This window comes from Terriglobia bacterium, from assembly GCA_032252755.1.
Lineage (GTDB): Bacteria > Acidobacteriota > Terriglobia > Terriglobales > Acidobacteriaceae > JAVUPY01.
Window position 1 is genome coordinate 48,580 of record JAVUPY010000011.1, and the last position, 18,320, is coordinate 66,899.

Annotated in this window: 20 protein-coding genes; 11 read left to right on the forward strand and 9 right to left on the reverse strand. The window is 58.5% G+C overall.

Annotated features, from left to right (window positions below; all coding sequences use genetic code 11):
• Positions 1 to 169: 169 nt before the first annotated feature.
• Genes ROO76_02160 through ROO76_02170 form a run of 3 tightly spaced genes read left to right on the forward strand, consistent with a single transcriptional unit; the run spans position 170 to position 2,203 of the window.
• A complete protein-coding gene (locus tag ROO76_02160; protein ID MDT8066949.1) occupies positions 170 to 754 on the forward strand; it encodes an outer membrane beta-barrel protein in 585 nt (194 codons plus the stop codon).
• A 37-nt stretch (positions 755 to 791) separates the two neighbouring features.
• Entirely contained in the window at positions 792 to 1,337 is a 546-nt protein-coding gene (locus ROO76_02165) for a PadR family transcriptional regulator (protein ID MDT8066950.1), read from the forward strand.
• Positions 1,334 to 2,203, forward strand: a complete 870-nt coding sequence (locus tag ROO76_02170; protein MDT8066951.1) for a hypothetical protein — start codon at positions 1,334 to 1,336, stop codon at positions 2,201 to 2,203. Before ROO76_02165 ends, ROO76_02170 begins: the two co-directional genes overlap by 4 nt.
• Here ROO76_02170 and mnmG read toward each other — a convergent pair whose 3' ends face one another.
• The 3 genes from mnmG to ROO76_02185 all read right to left on the reverse strand — a co-directional run bounded on the left by mnmG (position 2,204) and on the right by ROO76_02185 (position 6,051).
• Positions 2,204 to 4,192: a tRNA uridine-5-carboxymethylaminomethyl(34) synthesis enzyme MnmG gene (gene mnmG / locus ROO76_02175; protein MDT8066952.1), complete on the reverse strand. Its 1,989-nt coding sequence runs from the start codon at positions 4,190 to 4,192 to the stop codon at positions 2,204 to 2,206.
• A gap of 462 nt (positions 4,193 to 4,654) precedes the next feature.
• Positions 4,655 to 5,395: a lipid-binding SYLF domain-containing protein gene (locus ROO76_02180; protein MDT8066953.1), complete on the reverse strand. Its 741-nt coding sequence runs from the start codon at positions 5,393 to 5,395 to the stop codon at positions 4,655 to 4,657.
• A 182-nt stretch (positions 5,396 to 5,577) separates the two neighbouring features.
• Positions 5,578 to 6,051, reverse strand: coding sequence for a hypothetical protein (locus ROO76_02185; GenBank protein ID MDT8066954.1), 474 nt, complete (start codon positions 6,049 to 6,051; stop codon positions 5,578 to 5,580).
• Between the two features lie 265 nt (positions 6,052 to 6,316).
• On the opposite strand from ROO76_02185, the gene ROO76_02190 reads away from it, so the two are divergent.
• From ROO76_02190 to selD, 4 genes are all read left to right on the forward strand, one after another.
• The gene (locus ROO76_02190; protein ID MDT8066955.1) at positions 6,317 to 6,778 is read left to right on the forward strand and encodes a M67 family metallopeptidase; all 462 of its coding nucleotides are present in this window, start codon (positions 6,317 to 6,319) and stop codon (positions 6,776 to 6,778) included.
• Positions 6,779 to 6,871: 93 nt separating this feature from the next.
• Positions 6,872 to 7,180 carry a rhodanese-like domain-containing protein gene (locus ROO76_02195; GenBank protein MDT8066956.1) on the forward strand — a complete coding sequence of 103 codons (309 nt, stop codon included), beginning with the start codon at positions 6,872 to 6,874 and terminating at the stop codon, positions 7,178 to 7,180.
• Positions 7,177 to 7,641 carry a DinB family protein gene (locus ROO76_02200; GenBank protein ID MDT8066957.1) on the forward strand — a complete coding sequence of 155 codons (465 nt, stop codon included), beginning with the start codon at positions 7,177 to 7,179 and terminating at the stop codon, positions 7,639 to 7,641. The genes ROO76_02195 and ROO76_02200 overlap by 4 nt, the downstream gene beginning before the upstream one ends.
• 60 nt (positions 7,642 to 7,701) lie before the next feature.
• Entirely contained in the window at positions 7,702 to 8,742 is a 1,041-nt protein-coding gene (gene selD, locus ROO76_02205; GenBank protein MDT8066958.1) for a selenide, water dikinase SelD, read from the forward strand.
• On the opposite strand, the gene ROO76_02210 is transcribed toward selD, so the two are convergent.
• The 3 genes from ROO76_02210 to ROO76_02220 form a co-directional block, all read right to left on the reverse strand.
• The gene (locus ROO76_02210) at positions 8,743 to 9,474 is read right to left on the reverse strand and encodes a PilZ domain-containing protein (GenBank protein ID MDT8066959.1); all 732 of its coding nucleotides are present in this window, start codon (positions 9,472 to 9,474) and stop codon (positions 8,743 to 8,745) included. It abuts the gene before it with no gap.
• A 198-nt stretch (positions 9,475 to 9,672) separates the two neighbouring features.
• Positions 9,673 to 10,152, reverse strand: a complete 480-nt coding sequence (gene folK, locus ROO76_02215; protein ID MDT8066960.1) for a 2-amino-4-hydroxy-6-hydroxymethyldihydropteridine diphosphokinase — start codon at positions 10,150 to 10,152, stop codon at positions 9,673 to 9,675.
• A gap of 10 nt (positions 10,153 to 10,162) precedes the next feature.
• Positions 10,163 to 10,819: a hypothetical protein gene (locus ROO76_02220; GenBank protein ID MDT8066961.1), complete on the reverse strand. Its 657-nt coding sequence runs from the start codon at positions 10,817 to 10,819 to the stop codon at positions 10,163 to 10,165.
• 277 nt (positions 10,820 to 11,096) lie between these two features.
• Here ROO76_02220 and ROO76_02225 point away from each other — a divergent pair, with 277 nt between their 5' ends.
• Positions 11,097 to 11,390: an HU family DNA-binding protein gene (locus ROO76_02225; GenBank protein ID MDT8066962.1), complete on the forward strand. Its 294-nt coding sequence runs from the start codon at positions 11,097 to 11,099 to the stop codon at positions 11,388 to 11,390.
• Positions 11,391 to 12,406: 1,016 nt separating this feature from the next.
• Here ROO76_02225 and ROO76_02230 read toward each other — a convergent pair.
• The 3 genes from ROO76_02230 to ROO76_02240 form a co-directional block, all read right to left on the reverse strand.
• Positions 12,407 to 12,937, reverse strand: a complete 531-nt coding sequence (locus ROO76_02230; protein MDT8066963.1) for a hypothetical protein — start codon at positions 12,935 to 12,937, stop codon at positions 12,407 to 12,409.
• Between the two features lie 466 nt (positions 12,938 to 13,403).
• Positions 13,404 to 14,069, reverse strand: a complete 666-nt coding sequence (locus ROO76_02235) for a response regulator transcription factor (GenBank protein MDT8066964.1) — start codon at positions 14,067 to 14,069, stop codon at positions 13,404 to 13,406.
• Between the two features lie 14 nt (positions 14,070 to 14,083).
• Positions 14,084 to 15,739 (reverse strand): GAF domain-containing sensor histidine kinase, encoded by a 1,656-nt coding sequence (locus ROO76_02240; protein MDT8066965.1) that lies wholly within the window; start codon positions 15,737 to 15,739, stop codon positions 14,084 to 14,086.
• A gap of 207 nt (positions 15,740 to 15,946) precedes the next feature.
• On the opposite strand from ROO76_02240, the gene aroC reads away from it, so the two are divergent.
• From aroC to fmt, 3 genes are all read left to right on the forward strand, one after another.
• Positions 15,947 to 17,131 (forward strand): chorismate synthase, encoded by a 1,185-nt coding sequence (gene aroC, locus ROO76_02245; GenBank protein ID MDT8066966.1) that lies wholly within the window; start codon positions 15,947 to 15,949, stop codon positions 17,129 to 17,131.
• Positions 17,131 to 17,643 (forward strand): peptide deformylase, encoded by a 513-nt coding sequence (gene def / locus ROO76_02250; protein MDT8066967.1) that lies wholly within the window; start codon positions 17,131 to 17,133, stop codon positions 17,641 to 17,643. The genes aroC and def overlap by 1 nt, the downstream gene beginning before the upstream one ends.
• Positions 17,644 to 17,780: 137 nt before the next feature.
• On the forward strand, positions 17,781 to 18,320 hold a 540-nt coding region (gene fmt, locus ROO76_02255; GenBank protein MDT8066968.1), incomplete at its 3' end, for a methionyl-tRNA formyltransferase.

Sequence of the window (18,320 nt, forward strand, 5' to 3'; positions counted from 1 at the left end):
GTTTCTTTACCTTCAGGTCAAGAATAAAAAGTGCCTATCCCGCCGCCTATGACTTAGGTCACAATCTCCCAGATGTCTTCGGCTGGGCCAGAAAAGCCGGCCGAGCCGCCGCTGGGCGCGAATCCCCCTCGCGACGCCCACCGCGGCTGCCTCATCAAGGAGGCGCATCATGCGACGCATTCTAATTGCCCTCATATTTCTGGTTTTCACCTCCGAAGCGCTCGCCCAGGACTACATTCCCAAAGTCGAGCTCGGATTCGGATACTCGTATTCCTACATGCGCGTTCCCAACAGCAGCACGCGGGTCAACATGAATGGCCTCCTTTTCAGTGGAACGTTCAACGCCAATCGTTGGCTCGGCGCCGAAGCCGAGTTTGGCACACATTACCATTGCATCTCCGGCTGTTGGATTTACGGATATCGCGTCGAAAATCCGGACGAGACGAATGACTCCCTCTCGTTCCTCGCCGGTCCCCGGGTGAGCCTCGCGCCAAACCGAACTGTGCAGCCCTGGATTCACGCGCTTGCCGGTGTGACCCGCACCGCGTACAGCAACCACCTGATCGACTACAAAGTTTCGACCAGCGGTTTCGGTTGGGCCGCCGGTGGCGGATTGGATGTGCCTTATCACGGCGTGACCATTCGTGCCATCCAGGTCGATTTCACGCGTTATGCCGCCGAGCCCGAGAACTTCAACAATGTCCGGATCGGCGCCGGAATCATATTCCGCATCGGACGAAGAGAACTTCGTTGACACATAGTACGTATCGTACTATAGTACGCTACGTACTATGCCAACCGCCTCTACTCTCGAATACGCGCTGCTCGGTCTGCTGCGGCAGAGCCCGCAATCCGGTTACGACCTGCGCAGGACTTTCGCAAGTACACCCATGCGCCACTTCAGCGATAGTCCCGGGTCCATCTACCCGGCTCTTCGCCGATTGGACTCGCGTGGCTGGATTACCGCAAAGCCCGAGCCGGAAACTGCGCGCAGGCGCCAGGTTTACCGAGTTACACCCGCCGGCCGAAAAGCGCTGCTGGCGTGGCTTGCGCTCCCCATTGCCTGCGAAGACGTCATACACAATCTCGATGAACTGATGCTGCGGTTTGCTTTTCACGGAGAGAACATTGAGCGCGAAGCAACGCTGAAGTTCGTGGCTCAAATGGAAGCAGCGCTCAAGGAATACATCGCCGAACTGCATCAGTACTACAAAACTGCTGTACCCCACATCGCCAGCATAACCGGCAGGCTTGCGTTCGAAAGCGGAATCCTTTCGTATGAAGCGACCTTGGAGTGGACACGCAGGGCACGCAAGCAGATAGAGAGACAATTATGAAGACTGTGGCTAAGCTGGTAGTTTGTGCGGTTGCATACATGCTTGGTGTGTCTTTGACGTGGACGCTTGTTGGGGCATTGCATCTGCCCGCGCCGCACCCAATTCCCGGAGTCACAACCGGCGGGCTTCTGTTTGGAATGTCCTTGGGAACGCTACTGCTCGCGGCTGGACTCGTGCCGCTGGCTGTCGGACTGGGCGGTAGTCGACCTCGGCGTTCAGGCGCACTCTTCGTGGTGATCCTTGTTGCAGTCGGACTGAACACCATGATCGAGGCGACGGTCTTCAGCACATTTGTCACGGTCGGCATTGCGTGGATGACGGCCCAATATGTTCTGCCATCCCTGCTGCTGGCGACTGCACTGGCGGTCCTGTTCAGCAAAAACGAGAAACAATCGGAACCCCCACGATTCTCTGCAGCACAGTGGGCCTGGCGTCTGGTAGTGGCCTGGGTTGCGTTTCCCGCCATTTATTGGGTCTTCGGGATGTGTGTCGCACCATTCGTGCTGTTCGCCTACCGCGCTGGAATCGCGGGGCTTACGGTACCCCCGGTGCCGGTGATTTTGAGGACTGTCTTCATTCGTAGTGCCCTATTCCTCGTTTCGTCCCTGCCGATAATCGCGCTATGGTCGGGATCGCGGCGAAGTCTTTTCATCGCCTTTGGGGTTGCTGAATCGATGATGGTGGGTATCTTCGGCCTGGTCCAAGCCTCATGGTTTCCCATGACCCTGCGCGTAGCACACAGCATTGAAATCACGTTAGATTCCTTCGCCTACATCGGAGTGCTCGTGTTGCTATTTGCCGCGCGAAAGCAAAGTGGGACAGCGAACGCTGATGCTGCGAACCTACGGGAAAATGTGGTGGCTTAGTTAGACCGCGCTCCGCGCCTGTTGCCGCTGTCGCCCTTGGATCTCGATATAGACGTTGATCAGCGAGACCGCGGCCGGTGTCACGCCGGGGATTCGGCTAGCCTGCCCAAGGGTTCGCGGACGAACGCGGTGCAGCTTCTCATTCATCTCGCGGGAAAGGCCACTGACGGATTTGTAGTCGAACCAGTCGGGAATGATCTTCTCTTCCGACTTTTTCAGCCGCTCGATCGCTTTTTCCTGCTGGCTGAGATAACCAGCGTACTTGATCTCGGTCTCAACCGACTTCAGCTCATTGCGGATATCCGCTGAGAGATGCGCGTCGGGCCCTGAAACACCGTTGCGGTCGAAGAACTCCGGCACCACCGTACGAATTGCCGGCACCAGGTCTTCGATCCCGACCTCTGGTCGCTTCAGCAATTGCGCGAAGGTCGACCCCATCACTGCCGTCGTACCGCCAACTTTCTCCGCGAGCGCCGACGGCAAATCTTCCTTCACGCGAGTCTTCTCGATCCACTCCCGCAGCGCTTCCATGCGCTCCTGCTTCGCGAGATACTCGCGCCAGGCTTCGTCGGAAATTAATCCCACGCGCCGACCATAAGGAGTCAAACGCCGGTCAGCGTTGTCGATGCGCAAGTGCAGCCGAAACTCTGCGCGCGAGGTGAACATGCGGTAGGGCTCGTTCGTCCCCTTGCTGATCAGGTCGTCGATCAGGATCGCCGTGTAGGCCTCGGTGCGATCCAGCGTCAGCGGCCCCTCGCCTTTAATCGCCAATGCGGCGTTGATCCCAGCCATGATTCCCTGGCACGCTGCCTCTTCATACCCACTCGTTCCGTTGATCTGCCCGGCCAGGTAGAGCCCAGCAATCTTCTTCGTCTCGAGCGTCCGCTGCAATTCTGTCGGATCGATCGCGTCGTACTCAATCGCATAGCCCGGCCGCAGCATCTCCGCCGTCTCAAGCCCGGGTATGGACTTGATCATCGCCAGTTGTACTTCCACTGGCATCGATGTGCTCATCCCGTTCACATAGATCTCGTTGGTGTGCAGGCCCTCGGGCTCGAGATAGAGCTGGTGCGTCACCTTGTCCGGGAACTTGACGATCTTGTCCTCGATGCTGGGACAATAGCGCGGCCCAATCGACTGAATCTGCCCGCTATACATCGGTGAGCGATGCACGTTTTCGCGAATGATGCGATGCGTCTCGTCGGTCGTGAACGCGATGTAGCAGGAGATCTGCTTCTGCTCGATCTTCTTCGTCCGGAAGCTGAACGGAGTCGGATCCTCGTCTCCCGGCTGCTCCTGGAACTTGCTCCAGTCGATGGTCCGCCCATGCAGGCGCGGCGGCGTGCCTGTCTTGAGGCGACACCCGCGCAACCCTAACGTCTTCAGCGATTCTCCGAGCAGAACCGACGGTGGCTCGCCGCTGCGGCCTGCTGAATATTTCTGCTCGCCGCAATGAATCAGCCCGTTAAGAAATGTCCCCGTCGTGACGATGACAGCCCGTGCGCGAATCATTCGCCCATCGCGCAACCGAACTCCGGCACAGACTCGCGTCCGTTCCAGGGTCTCGCTCCGCTGCCCATCGCCAGCCGGCAACTCCTCGATGAGCAGTTCCGCAACCTCAGCCTGCTTGATCGTCAGTTCCGGTTGCGATTCCAACACCTCTTTCATCTTCACACGGTACTGCTGCTTGTCGCATTGCGCCCGCGGAGACCACACCGCCGGTCCCCGAGAGGTGTTGAGCAGGCGGAACTGTATTCCGACAGCATCGGTGACTTCGCCCATGACGCCGCCGAGCGCATCCACTTCGCGCACGAGGTGTCCCTTGGCAATTCCCCCGACCGCAGGATTGCACGACATTTGGGCGATCAAGTCGGCGTTCAGAGTCGCCAAAGCGGTTTTTAGCCCCATTCTTGCCGTGGCCATAGCCGCTTCACATCCCGCATGACCGGCCCCAACTACAACTACGTCGTATTGTTCCGTGTATTGCATTCTGCGGCACTAAAGAGACACAACTTAGAGTGATTCCGTGGGTTCGACCAAGAAGCTCCACCGCTCCCCACGCGCGGCTGAATTTGGCGCGAAACCGTACTATCATTTTACCAAGAGAGTAATGCTATAAGGCGCATTCTGCGCATCGTACTGAGCAGCTACTCACAGATGGACGAAGTTGGCCATGATATTTAGCTCCACATATCGCCAGTGTCCTCACTGTGGAAGCACCGCAGTTCGCAGCTCGCAAGTGCATCCCTGGTCGGAAAGCATGGGCAAGCGCATTTGGCTGACCGTAACGCTGCAGCGCCCCTATCGCTGCCTGGACTGCGACGAGCGGTTCTTTGACCTCCGTTTCAAAAAGCGAGTCGACTTTTTTCGCCACGCCGCCTGACAAAAAGCCGCGTAAGAAATGAAAGAGCCGAGCCCGCGGGCCCGGCTCCTCGTTCTTCCGCTCCAACCCTACTTTGTCGCGTTTGCCTCGCGGAAGTTGGTCCGCACCGATGCCAGAAAATCGCGAGCCTGCGGCGGCGGGGCCACATTTCCGGCCAGCAGCGTACGGAAGCTGTATTCCTTTCCGTAGAACGCTTGAGTTGAGTCATCGTCCTGCCGAATGTTCGCGCCGCTCAGCGTCAATCCAGCGAACAATCCACGCGTCCGCGAATACGTCAGTACCTGGGACCGGAGCTTCCAGTCGGTGTTAGCACTGGCGTCTCGCCCCACCGGACCCGCGGCCACCGAAGCCCCGGCGCCGAGCTTCCAGTTCGCCGATAGCAATTGATCCATGCCCTTCTGGTTCATAATGAGCATTACGAGATCTACGGATTCAACTCCGATCTGCGCTCCCCAACTACCGCCGGTCAAGGTGAAGAACGCAGGAGTAGACCAGCGACCGTTCGCGGTCCGGCAGGTGGCGACGCCACGTCCGTGCTGTGCGCCCACCACGAAGCCGCCTTTAACCATATCGGGAACGATGGCCACGCACTTCGCATCCGCTAGTACATTCTCAGGGATGCCCTGATCGGGTGCAGACGTCAGTTGTGTAAGAATCTTTCCCGAATCCGACATGCGGCTCAGGACATCTGCACGCGCTTCTGTAACCGGTTGCCCTGCGGCATTAACATGTGTCGTCTCGTGGTGAGCGCATCCCACAAACGCCAGGGCCATTACGCTGAACACGGCTGATACGGCAATTCTCTTCATAGAATCTCCCCCTCTAAATACACCGCTCGTCTTTATTTGGAAGGGTCATGAAGGGCAGGGGTTTTCAGAAAGGCCAAGAGAATTGTCTTTATATTCAGAGAGGCTCGGCAGAGCTGCAGGCGAACAGCCCCGGTTGGTGGAGTAAAAGGGGGCACCTGAGTTGACTTCCCGAACTTAGCGTTTCAGGCGCGCTTTTTCGCTCCTGCACTCACCTTCGCCGCTTCCCAAGGACGCTTCGGTCGCGACTGCTCGGGAAGGTCCCGATCTTTGACGCGGTCATAGTGATACGACTCGCTCACGGTTCCCAGCGACTCGTTATAAAGGCTGTTCAAGCCCATCGCGTCTTTCAATTCCTCGCTGAATGAATGCAATGCCTTGAGATGATCCGCCGTCGCCGCGATTTCCGTCTTGGTTGTCTTCAAGAACTTCTGGTAGCCGCGATCCACGAGCTTGGAGATTTCGCCGCCGACCAGGTATCCCGGGTAAGCAAATATTTTCACGCCACCGTTGGCTGTCCGCTCGATCGCCGCCGAAACGTTATATTTCTTCAAGAACACGCGACCCTGTGTCCCTGGTGCTTCCAGCAGATCAAATGCGTGATCGCGCAGCCAAGCTGTAGCGTCATCAAATTTCTTCGGTTGAACTTTCTTTGTCATGAATACCTGCTTCTGTCGCCCTTCGCGCCCAGCCTCTTACCTGACTTCCAATTGCGTTGCAGGGTTGTCTCACCCCGAAGCGGCACGAGAAATATCAGGACACAACGGAACCTTCGCTTCTCTAATCTACAAAACCTGTAAAACGACGTCGCTCTTACAAAACTCGGCGACCCGGTTAGAATGTCGCACATCGGAGGCGTTCCAGCAAGACGGATCCCTTGTACCCTATATCGTGAGGTCGAGCACCCGAGTAACCTGAATCACAATGCTGGTACTGTCGCAGAACAATTTCGACATGATCCGCACCCATGGCGAATTGACCTATCCCAATGAGTGCTGTGGAGTTCTGCTCGGCCACGTCGCGGGCGCACACCACCTCGTCAGCGAAGTCGTGCGCTGCTCAAACACCCGCGGCCAATCGGCCCGCACTCGCTACAGGATTGCCCCAAAAGAGCTAATAGACGTTCAGCGCGAGGCCCGCGATCGCGGCCTGAGCATCGTCGGCTTCTATCACTCGCATCCCGATGCCCCGCCTCATTTCTCGCGCAACGATCTCGACGAGGCGTATTGGATGGGCTGCTCCTACGTCATCGCCAGCGTACTCCGTGGATGCGCAGCAGACGTCCGATCGTATTTGCTGGAAGGCGGCGAGGATAAGCGCAATTTCGAGGAAGAAGGCATCCGTGTTCTGCCCAACGACCGTGGCCGAAACGGCAAAATCCATTAACAGAATCGCGTCCGATCCACCGTCCCGCTCATCCATTCAGAAGACAGCAGCGGCTACTGCCGCCGAGGTACACGTTTGTCCGATGTCCCACAAATGCACGCAGAAGATCTGAAACAGCGACTCGATGCCCAAGATGACGTTTTCGTCCTCGATGTTCGTGAACCGCACGAATATCAGGCCGGCAATATCGGCGGCCACCTGATCCCACTCAACGACCTCCCTGGGAGACTTGGCGAATTAGATCCTGATCGGGAGACGGTTGTGTACTGCCGCTCCGGTGTGCGCAGCACCAGGGCAGTCGAATTCCTGCGCGCCCAAGGCTTCAGCAACGTGAAGAATCTCACCGGCGGCATTCTCGCCTGGGCGGAAAAAGTGGATCCGCGTCTGAAGGGGAGAGTATGAATGAGCAGACATATTTCCGCCGCCTCGCCGCACACGACGAGTGGGCGAATCGCAAACTCATCGAAGCCTTGCGGAACCTGACTTCCCCGCCGCAGCGCGCCCTCGACATCATGGCCCATATTCTCGGCACGGAGTGGACGTGGCTGGGCCGCATCCACGGCTCCACGCCGGCGATGAAAGTCTGGCCCGGAATCTCCCTCGACGCGTGCGACCAGGAATTGCCGAAACTTCGCGAGGCATGGGACAACTTGCTCCGCTCCACCGAGTTCGATTCGACGTACCCTTACACGAACACCAAGGGCGAACACTTCGAAAGCAACGTTCGCGACACCCTGACGCACGTATTCCTGCACTCGCACTATCACCGCGGCCAGGTTGTCCGTATCATCCGGGAACTTGGCGTTGAGCCGCCCTACATCGACTTCATCGAATCGGTTCGAAAGGGCTATGTTACAGGTTGAGGCAATCCGCCCTGCTCCGCGAAATCCGCGGTTGCTGTCCGGCATGATTAAAATAGTGTAATGACCGACAAACGAGTGCGCCTGACCGAACAGGTCAAGGCGGCCGGTTGAGCTAGCAAGCTAAGTCCGGCGGTGCTGGACTCGGTGCTTGGGAAATTAGCCCGGCAACAGGACGCGAATGTGCTGGTTGGCTTCGACAAAGCCGACGACGCTGGCGTGTACCTCATCGCGCCCAACCTCGCCTTGGTTCAGACTGTCGATTTCTTTACGCCAATCGTGGACGATCCCTACACCTTCGGGCAGGTCGCCGCAGTCAATGCGCTGAGCGACGTTTACGCGATGGGCGGCAAGCCCGTCTCCGCACTCGCAATGGTCTGCTTCCCCGAGAAAGGCGATTTCGAAATTCTTGAGCAGATCCTCGCCGGGGGGCTCAGCAAGATGGTCGAGGCCAGTTGCACCGTCATTGGCGGCCACTCCATCCGCGATCCAGAAATCAAGTTCGGCTATGCCGTCACCGGCACCATCGACCCCAATCGGATCATGGCCAACTCTGGCGCGCGTCCCGGAGACCGCCTCATCCTCACCAAGCCTCTCGGCACCGGCGTAATCTCCACGGCCATCAAGCAGGGCAAAGCGGCGTCGGAGTGGATCGCATCTGCAACCGCATCGATGACGACGCTGAACAAGCACGCCTCGGAAATCGCGCTCAAATACGATGTCCACGGCATGACCGACATCACCGGCTTCGGCCTCATCGGCCACGCCCGCGAACTCGCGCTGGCGTCTGGGGTAAGCCTGGAAATTGAAAGTCGCGAACTCCCCGTCCTTCCTGGCGCGCTCGAAGCCATCCGCGCCGGTTTCATCCCCGGCGGCCTGAACGCCAACCGCGACTTCGCCGAATGTGTTGTTGCTGGGAAGGAAAGAATTTCCCGCGATCTATGGACGCTGCTCTTCGATCCGCAGACCGCCGGCGGTTTACTGATCTCGGTGACCGAAAGTGATTGCGAGAGGCTGGTGAGCGAGCTTCAGAATGGTGGAGTCAAAGCGACGGCCATTGGCAGGGTTCTGCCCGAAGGCAAGCCGTTAATCAAGGTCGTCTGATTACTGCACCGTCACCGGTTTCGGGCTCTCATCCAGTGCCGGCACTGCGTTTGGGAACCGCTCCTGGAACTTCCAGTTCAGCCACATTTCCAGTGCCGCCTGGTTCGACTTCGACATCCCGTTGAAGCGCAACCCCATTCGCTGATCCCGTTTCCATGCGACCTCGCACGCTCCCGTAATGTCTGCGCGGGTTTCCGGCAGCGTGAAGCGGAAGGTACCCTGTAAATCCAGCTCGAGATCGGCCGGGCAGCTCAGCATCGCCCCGCCCTGGCTCAAGTCGCGCATCTGTGCCATCACCGCGCTGTAGCCCGGGAAGTCGAGATAAACAGGCACACTGATACTGTGCCGGTAATACCGTCGTCGTTCCCCGACCATCAGCCCGCAAGCGGCCTTGAAGCAACGCGCTGCGCGTTCCATGTTCAGCGGTTTCTCCAGCACGAAATTCGCGCCCATGCTGAAGGCGTCGCTCATCGTCGTCGAGTCGTGCACGATCGCGAACACGATCGCGTTTTTTGTGTATCCTTCGCCGCGAAGGATCGAAAGCAGGTCGGCACCGCAATCAATGTCGTCGCAGTCAACGATGATGCCTTCAAACTTTTTTGATTTGAGCATGCGAAGGCCGGCGGCCGGTGCGGTGCAGACTTCGGTGCGAATTCCAACGTTCCCAAGTACGCGCCGTAACATCGTGTGCGCGCGGGCGTCGGTGCTGAGGAGGAGGGCAGTCAGCTCCATATGCCCTCATGCTAGTCCCATCCTCCTTTGTATCTAAGATCACGAAAGTAATTGCACGTGCGGACCTTGTATCTTCCGTAACGCCACTTGTGATGCTGAGCACAGCGCCCTTTTGTCATGATGAGATGCGGCCCAGAGCCCTCCCGCGGCAGTCTGCTATCCTGGCGCAGCGAAGGATACTTTGAACTCTCGCGCTGTCTAGAGTTTCTTCACCGCCGCGCGGCCCAGTATCCCATCCCTCAATTGCACAACCGTGTTTCCCAGTGAAGGATGCCGTACCTCTGGCGCGATCTCCGCCAGCGGTGCCAGCACAAACATGCGCTCGGGCAAGCCCGGGTGAGGAACCGTCAGCCCCGGCTCGTCCACCAACTGGTCACCATATAGCAGGATATCGATGTCGATATTTCGCGGGCCCTTCGGCCGCGTACGCTCGCGACCCATGGATCGCTCAATCGCCAACACGCCCGCAAGAAGCTCCTGTGGCGACCGGCTCGTGACCAGTTTCACCGCGCAGTTGATGAACCACGGCTGATCCGTAACCTCGACAGGCTCCGTCTCATAAAACGAGGACACCGCCTCAACGTGCCCCAGTTGCTTCAGCCGTTCAATCGCCGCGCGGAGGTTCCCCTCGCGGTCGCCCACGTTCGAGCCCAGCGAAAGGTATGCCGTCGCTTCCATGAGAAACGAGTCAGGGAATGATCAAGCTGCTCTTCGCATCCGGCGCGGTCGCATTCGAGGCCGTCTGCGCAGGGAACTGTGCCCGCAGCGAATCCAAGAAGGCCCGCGACTTCCGCCGCCCATTCGTGCGCGAGTGTCCCATGCGCACGAGGAACACGAGCACCCGAACCACGCCAGAGTCTTTCAACTGGAAATATCCGAGATGCTGTTCTTCCAGTTGCCGATACTGCGCAATCATCTTGTCGAGTTCTTCCTGGAGCGCCTGCTGCATCGGGTTCGGCGAGTTCTCCGTCACGATCAGCCCCGACCCGGCGCGCGTCGCCGCCGTCCGCGTGATCGCCGTCAACGCCCGCAGGAACTCCTGGTCCGTCCAGTCCTTCTGCCGCGCCGCCAGTTGCGCTATGCCAAACATCAGCCCGGCGATCAGGTGCTCGTGATCATAGAAGAAGCGCTGCTCCAGATTCACGTCGCGAAACAACTCTTCGCTGGCCAGCGATTCCACGGATCTCGGCTTCTCATGCTGCCTTGCCTGCTGCAGATACGTGCAGTCGCTCGAACAATCGAGGCTCGTCTCGCGCTCCGTCCCGCAGCATTGCGCACAAATTCGGTCGTGCACCGCCAGGCAGAAGCGCTTCTCTTTCCGGGTTTCACAAAGAGAACAGCTCAAGATCCACTCCCATTCCCATTATGGCACCCTCCAGAGGACAATCCACAATCCACGACTTACGATCCACGGCTTCACCTTGTTGTTATTTTTCTCTCACCATTTTTGCTGTTCCACTGCCTCAACCCCCGCAAAGGGGCGTAAATAGAGGCCTTTTCGGGGTAGGCCTGTGGAAAACCCGCATAAAATCAGGCAAATAACGCTTTCCATGCTTCTTCCGCGAGTATAAGATACGACGCTTGGGTAGTCGTTTTACCCATATTCAAGGAGGATATATTCCATGGCAGCAGGCATGACCAAGACACAGCTCGTGCGCCTGATGGCTGAGAAGGCGGAAGTCAGCAACAAGACCGCCGCGGCATTTCTGGCGAACCTCGCCGAAGTAGCCGTGAAGGAAACCAAGAAGAACGGCGTGTTCGTTCTCCCCGGCCTCGGCCGCCTCAAGAAGTCGGCGCGCAAGGCTCGCATGGGCCGCAACCCGCAGACCGGCGAACCGATCAAGATCCCGGCCAAGACGGTTTGCAAGTTCTACGTCGCGAAGGCCGTGAAGGACGCGGTCGCTCCCAAGAAGTAGTTCCGGGTCCGTTAAGAGTCGCAAGGCCGGCTGCATCTGCCGGCCTTCTGCTTTAGCCCCACCCCCTGTTTTGGTTCCTCCGGTTTTCAATCACTTACGGAAATTAGGGCGCGAGACGTATGAGAACAAAGGTTTTAAATCTGAAAATATCAGAGTGCCTTTTGTTCGCAAGGATTTGCGCACGAAAAATGTGATTTTTGCCGCATTTCGGCACGGCTAAAGGATACGGGTGCGCGGGTTGAGAAAGATCGCAAATAGCGACGGCGCCCGGTAAAGGCGCCGTTCGATGGAACTCTGTCCGAATACATTATATCAAATTGAGGAGTGATTTCTGAGGTTTTGGTTGAAACTATATTTCGAGTGCGCTGAATATTTTGCGAGGAATTGTGAGGTGTGCACGGTTGACAGGTGATAACGGCGTTCTCAGTTCCCGGCTGGTTGTTCGTTCTTCGTTCAGCGTTCTTCGTTTTAACCCGCATCTGGTGACTGCGGCAGTTTGCCCCGCTTCGGTTCATAATGAATTCTTAACTGCAATGCGCATGAATACCTATCAGTGTCGACTTCGTTAATGCAAGGGAATTGGACTCTAGGATGCGGTCAGGTGAACCGCCGAAGAGGTTGGGCTGTTCGAGGATCGATGTAGGCGTTGAGAAAAGCAAAAGACCCGCCCTAGCGGAGCTAGGACGGGGCACCCGAAGGACTCTTAAAGTGTGGTTAGGGTGGGTCAGCCGCCACAGGAGAGTTCATACTTGGGAGGAATGCAGGTCACCTCGACTCCGCGCGCAACCACCCCAGCAGCGGAGCTGCCGGGGGCCCCGGTCGCGCGCTCCGCTCGGGATGACGACTTTGGGGGTGGCGTGCCTCCGCTCGGGATCACGAGGTTGGGGGGGCGGTTCCGCTCGGGATGACGGGGTTGGGATTAATCAACGGGACAGTGGTAAGAAAATCAAGAACCCCACCCTACCAAGCCAGGGCGGGGCACTCGGCGTTACCAGTCCGTGGTTCTGAGAAGAGGATTACTTCACCAGTTCCGCCGAGAGAGTGTTGAAGCCGAGCGTGATGGTGTCGTTCTCGGCAAAGAAATCGACTCCACCTCCGCAAACCGTGACTACGTTGGGGCCCTTGGCGAGTTTGTAGTCGCCGGGCATGATTACCCATCGGAAGGTTGCCGGCGAGAATGACGCCTGGTTTTCCGGAGAGAAGGTCGGAACATTCGCAGGTCCGTAGAACGCACACACTCCATCATTGAGGCGGAGACCAGCGTAGAACGGCGCGGTCGCGCGGTAGTCCACGCTGAAGGTGACTACGATCGGGACCAGCTTGTCTTGCGGTTCTGTGACGGTGATGGACGCATCCCAGAGTTTGCAGCAACGTCCGACGTGGGTTTCGCCCTGGTAAACCGTGCGCACAACCTTGGGCGGAGCCTGGGTGGCATCCGAATTTTGCAGATTCTGGGCAGCAACTGAAATTGATGCCATTGTGAACGCGCAAACCAATAGCGCCAGCAGCACCAGGTTGCGCTTGTTGAGCACTGACCACAGTTTCATTTCCTTCTCCTCACCTGTTTTGAATTTTGCCTGTCTTGGCTGAAGGGAGATTAGGGCAAGGGCGGAGGGAGAGTCCTTGAAGGAATCTGGTTTTTTTCTGAAAAAACGCTGAGAAGAGAGTTGGGTTCTGAAAGGAGGTCTGGGGCGCTGGGAAAATCAGGTTCGTGGTGTCCGGAGAGAATGCAGGTCACCTCGACTCCGACGCGACCGCGCTAAACCACCCAGCGCGCCAAAAGCGGGCGTGCCGGGGACCCCGGTAAAGTCCGGCGCGGAAAAACCCAAATCGCGGATCCGCTCGGGATGACGAGTTCAGGGTGCGTCCAGCTCCGCTCGGGATGACGATCTTGGGATGATCAGCAGGATGTGGTGACAGAAGCAAAAACCCCGCCCTAGCGGAGCCAGGACTGGGCACCCAAGTCGTGGTTATCAGTTCTTCGGTTCGCGGGCTCTTCAGTTCTTCGGTTGCCTACTGGTTCACCGGGATCTTGATGATCTTCTTCTGGATGGCGTACGTCACCAGTTGGGCCTTGTTATGGATGTCGAGTTTGCGCATGAGGTTGAACTTGTGGGCTTCGACGGTTTTCACGCTCAGGCCCAGCAGCACGGCGATTTCTTTGACGGAATTGCCTTCGGCGAGGAGCTTGAGGATTTCGCGTTCGCGCGGCGTCAGGGTGGAGATGCGCGGGCGCATTTTGGCGTCGCGGACGCGGGCGCGGAAGTCTTCGACGAGTTTGCCGAGGACCTGCGAGCTGAGGTATTTGCCGCCCTTGTAGACGTCGCGCACGGCGGTGACGAGTTGGGGCGCGGGCGTGTCCTTGAGAACGTAGCCGGCGGCGCCGACTTCGAGGCATTGCACGAGATAGTCCTCGTCCTCGTACATGGTGAGGAATAGGACCTTGGTCTCGGGACGGTTCTTGCGGACCTGGCGCGCGGCTTCAAAGGAAGAGAGGCCGGGCATGCCGATATCCATGAGGACGATGTCGGGGCGCAGGTCGCGGGCTTTCTCGACGGCGTCGCCGGCGTCGGGCGATTCGCCCACGACTTCGAAATCGCTCTCGGTCTCGAGCAGGCGTCGTACGCCCTGACGGAACAAGGTGTGATCGTCTACCAGTAAACATCTGATCTTCGGCATAGTCCCTCTGTCCTCTAGTTCGTGCCTGTTCCAGTAGCCGAATGAACCTGGCTACTTGGGATGACTATTTTCGTGCTTTCGGCTGCTTCGCTGCTGTTCGAAACTGGTACATTGACCGTAATTCTGGTTCCTTGACCCTTGCGGGAATTTACGCGGATTGTGCCGCCGAGAGCAGAGATGCGCTCGCGCATTCCGGCCAGGCCGAAGGTTCGGCGCTGCGGATTCTGAGACGAGCCGGGAATTCCCACGCCGTCGTCTTCGACGATGGCCTTGATGCCCTTGGCGTCACGCGTGACCTGCACGCTTACAATTTTTGCCTGCGCGTGCTTGGCGATGTTGTGCAGCGCCTCCTGCACCACGCGATAGATGGCGGTCTCGACCTCGGGCTCGAGGCGACCGATGTCTTCCGCGAGCGCGACCTCGGTTTCCACGCCGGTGTTCCGGGAGAAGTCCTTAACTTCTTTGCGGATGGCCGCGAGCATGCCTAGCTCCTGAAGCAACAAAGGTGAGAGTCGGGCGATGATGCGGCGGATGCCTTCGATGGTGCGGTCGACGACGTCGAGGAGTTCGTGAATCTTCGTCTTGGGCGCCTTGCCGCTGACGGTTGACTCGAGCATGCCGAGGTAGAGGCGGATGACCATGAGCGCCTGGCCGGTTTCGTCGTGCAACTCGCGGCTGATGCGCTTGCGCTCTTCTTCCTGGGCCTTGAGCAGGTGGCCGGAAAGTTCGGCGATTCGCATTTCGCGCTCGCGTACGGCGTCCATGATGGCGGCGCGGTCGATGGCGAGAGCTGAGCGGTCGGCAATGGCGCGGAGAAGGTCGCGCTCGGTCGGCAGCCATTGATAGGGTCGCTCGAAGCCGATCACGATGACTCCAATAACACGGTCGTTGGCTTTCAGCGGCATCCCCCACAGGGCCTTGGCGTGGTTGCGCAGCACGGGATTGAGCAGACCGCTGGAAGCGTTGAGATCGGGGAGGATTCCAGGTTCGCCGGATTCGGCAATTTGGCCAGTGAATCCGCGACCGAGTTCGATGGCGAGGTGCTCGTTCAGTTCGTCTCTGCCGAGTCCGACGGCGGCCTTCACGCGCAGGACGGAAGTCTCCGAATCGAGAAGGAGAATTACACCGACGCTGGCGTTGAAGGTCCTGGTCGTGATTTCCAGGACGCGCTCCAGGATCGCCGGAAGACTCTGCGCAGAGAGCTCGGCATCTAGCAGAGCGAGTAATGCGGCAGAGGCGCGGTTCTGCGTGTCGAAGTAGGCACCGGAGACGGCTACGAAGGACGCGGAACTGAGCGTTTGCAGGGCTGCGAGAACGCGCTCGGCCTTCGCCTCAGGATGGATTTCCTGGACGAAGCCGGCGCAAATTTCCTGGTAAAGCTCCAGCGAGCGCGCCACGGCGCGAGTGTCGATCTGGAGCTTGGCGAGGCGGGTGCCGAAGTACTGCAGGTTCTCGGCGAAGGTGTCGAAGTCGCCGCGCGCGAAGATGCCGAAGCCGGTGCCCAGGTTGAGGCGCTCAAGGGCTGCCATGGCGCGACCATCGAACTGGAATTCCTCGAACATCTGGCGGCGCCAGCGTTGCGCGATTTCGGCAACGTGGGGCTGCAGGTCGTGGGAGAGTTCCAGAATCGAGTGCCGGTGCTTTTCAGCGATCGGCAACAGCGCGGGCATCATGACTCCTTAGATGCGGAAAGGCAGGATCACCGGGGCGTTTATGAGAAGTTACTAACTCGGGACTTACCTCTAGATTACCGAATTTACTAGTATCTTAATAGCGCAGCCCGGGAATATCCAGCGCTCAAATGGGGAATTCACCTGAGAACTGGCGCCGGGGCTGACTCTTACGGAGTAGTTGGCGGTATCAGCTACAATCGTTTTATGCTGCGATTTTCCACAGCGGGAGAGTCTCACGGCGAAGCCCTTATCGCGAACCTTTCGGGGCTGCCGGCTGGACTGGCGATCGATTTGGCGTTCGTAGACCGGGAACTCTGGCGGCGTCAGCAGGGGTACGGGCGCGGCGGACGAATGAAGATCGAGCGCGACCGGGCGCACGTGCTTTCGGGAGTGCGCAACGGGATAACGATCGGGTCGCCGGTCGCGATCATGATTCGCAACAACGACTGGGAGAACTGGAAAGAGTCGCTGCCGGTCGAGGCCGGGGACCCGTCGAAGCATAAGCGGGTGGCTTCGCCGAGGCCGGGACATGCAGACCTTGCAGGAGCACTGAAATACAACTTCCCTGAGGCGAGATACATTCTGGAAAGGGCGTCGGCGCGGGAGTCGGCGGCGCGAGTGGCGGCTGGCGGATTTGCCAAGCTGTTTCTGCGAGAACTCGGAATCGAAGTTCTGAGCCATGTGATCCAGGTGGGCGAGGTGGCGATCGCAGATGCGGATGTGTCATTCGAGAAAATTCGCGAGGTGGCGGCGAAAGAGGAGATCCTGCTGAGCTGCGTGGAGCCCAAAACCGAGCAGCGGATGAAGGAGCAGGTCGATATCGCGCTGCGGACGAAGGATACGGTTGGTGGTGTTTTCGAGGTTGTCGCGCATAATGTGCCGCCGGGATTGGGGACTTACGCGCAGTGGGATGAGCGGCTGGATACGCGTTTGGCGGCGGCGGTGATGTCGCTGCAGGCGGTGAAGGGCGTGGAGATTGGCGATGGCGTTCGCGCCGCGCAAACCTTTGGGTCCAAGATTCACGATGCTATAGGATATGGAAAGGACGGTGGCGCTAGGCAGTGGGCGGGATTCACGCGGCCATCGAACCATGCAGGCGGCCTCGAAGGCGGGATTTCGAACGGCAAAGACATTATCGTCCGCGGGTATCTTAAGCCGATTTCGACACTGCGGCGGCCGTTACCTTCGGTGGATTTTGCGACACGCGAGCAGGTTGAGGCCGCGTACGAGCGTTCCGATGTGTGCGTAGTGCCGGCGGCGGGAGTTGCCGCCGAATCGATGGTTGCGATGACGCTGGCGGGAGCCGCGCTGGATAAGTTTGGCGGCGACTCGATGACTGAAACACGCCGTAATTTCGAGGGATACTGCGAGCAGCTGCGAAACTACTGATGATCTACCCAATAGTAAAGTACGGCGACCCTGTCCTGGAAAAAGTCGCTGCTCCAATCACAGAGTTCGATGAGAAGCTGAAAAAGCTGGTCGACGACATGTTCGAGTCGATGTACGAGGCGCATGGCGTTGGGCTGGCGGCGCCGCAGATCGGGCTTTCGCTGCATCTCGCGGTCATCGACGTAACGTTCAAGGAAGATCCGAACGCAAAGATCGTGTTGTGCAATCCGCAGATCATGAAGACCGAGGGGCGGCAGACGTCTTCGGAAGGGTGCCTGAGCATCCCGGAATTTCGCGAAAACGTGACGCGGCCTAATGTCGTAACGGTGCGGGCGCAGGACGTGAATGGAAAATGGTTTGAGAAAACCGGCGATGAACTACTCGCACGCGCCTTCCTGCACGAGACCGATCACCTCAATGGAAAGCTCTACATCAGCCACATCAGCGCGCTGAAGCGGGATTTGATGAAGCGGAAGATAAGGAAGCTGATGAAGAGTGGGGATTGGAAGTAAGGGCAGAGGTCAGAGGGAAAAGGGGAAAACAGTAACAACCTCCTATAAACGTATTTCCTGGCAAGCCTCAGGCCCTTCCACCGGGCGAGGCGCTACCGAAGCAGCACAATTCTCCAGGTAAAACGTACAATTGAAGAATGCGACTGGTTTTCTGCGGGACGCCGGAGTTTGCGGTGCCGTGTCTTGAGGCGCTGATTCGGGAACGCTTTGAAGTGGCGCTCGTGGTGTCGCAGCCGGACCGGCCCAAGGGTCGAGGACTCGAACTGGCTCCCACTCCAGTGAAGCTGGTTGCGCTCGCGAATGGGATTCCAGTTACGCAGCCGGAGAAGATCAAGAACAACGAAGAGTTTCGGGGGCGGCTGGAGGCGATCCGGCCGGATGCGATCATTGTCGTCGCGTATGGGCGGATCATTCCCCAGTGGATGATCGATCTGCCGCCGCTGGGAAATATTAATGTCCATGCGTCGCTGCTGCCGAAGTATCGCGGGGCGGCCCCGATTCAATGGGCGATTGCCAACGGCGACATCGAAACGGGCGTGACCATCATGAAAATGGACGCGGGTCTGGACACCGGCTCCATTGTGACGCAACGACGCACGCCGATTTTGCCGGAAGACGATTCGGCCACGCTCCATGACCGGCTGGCACAACTTGGCGCGGAGCTGCTGGTGCAAACC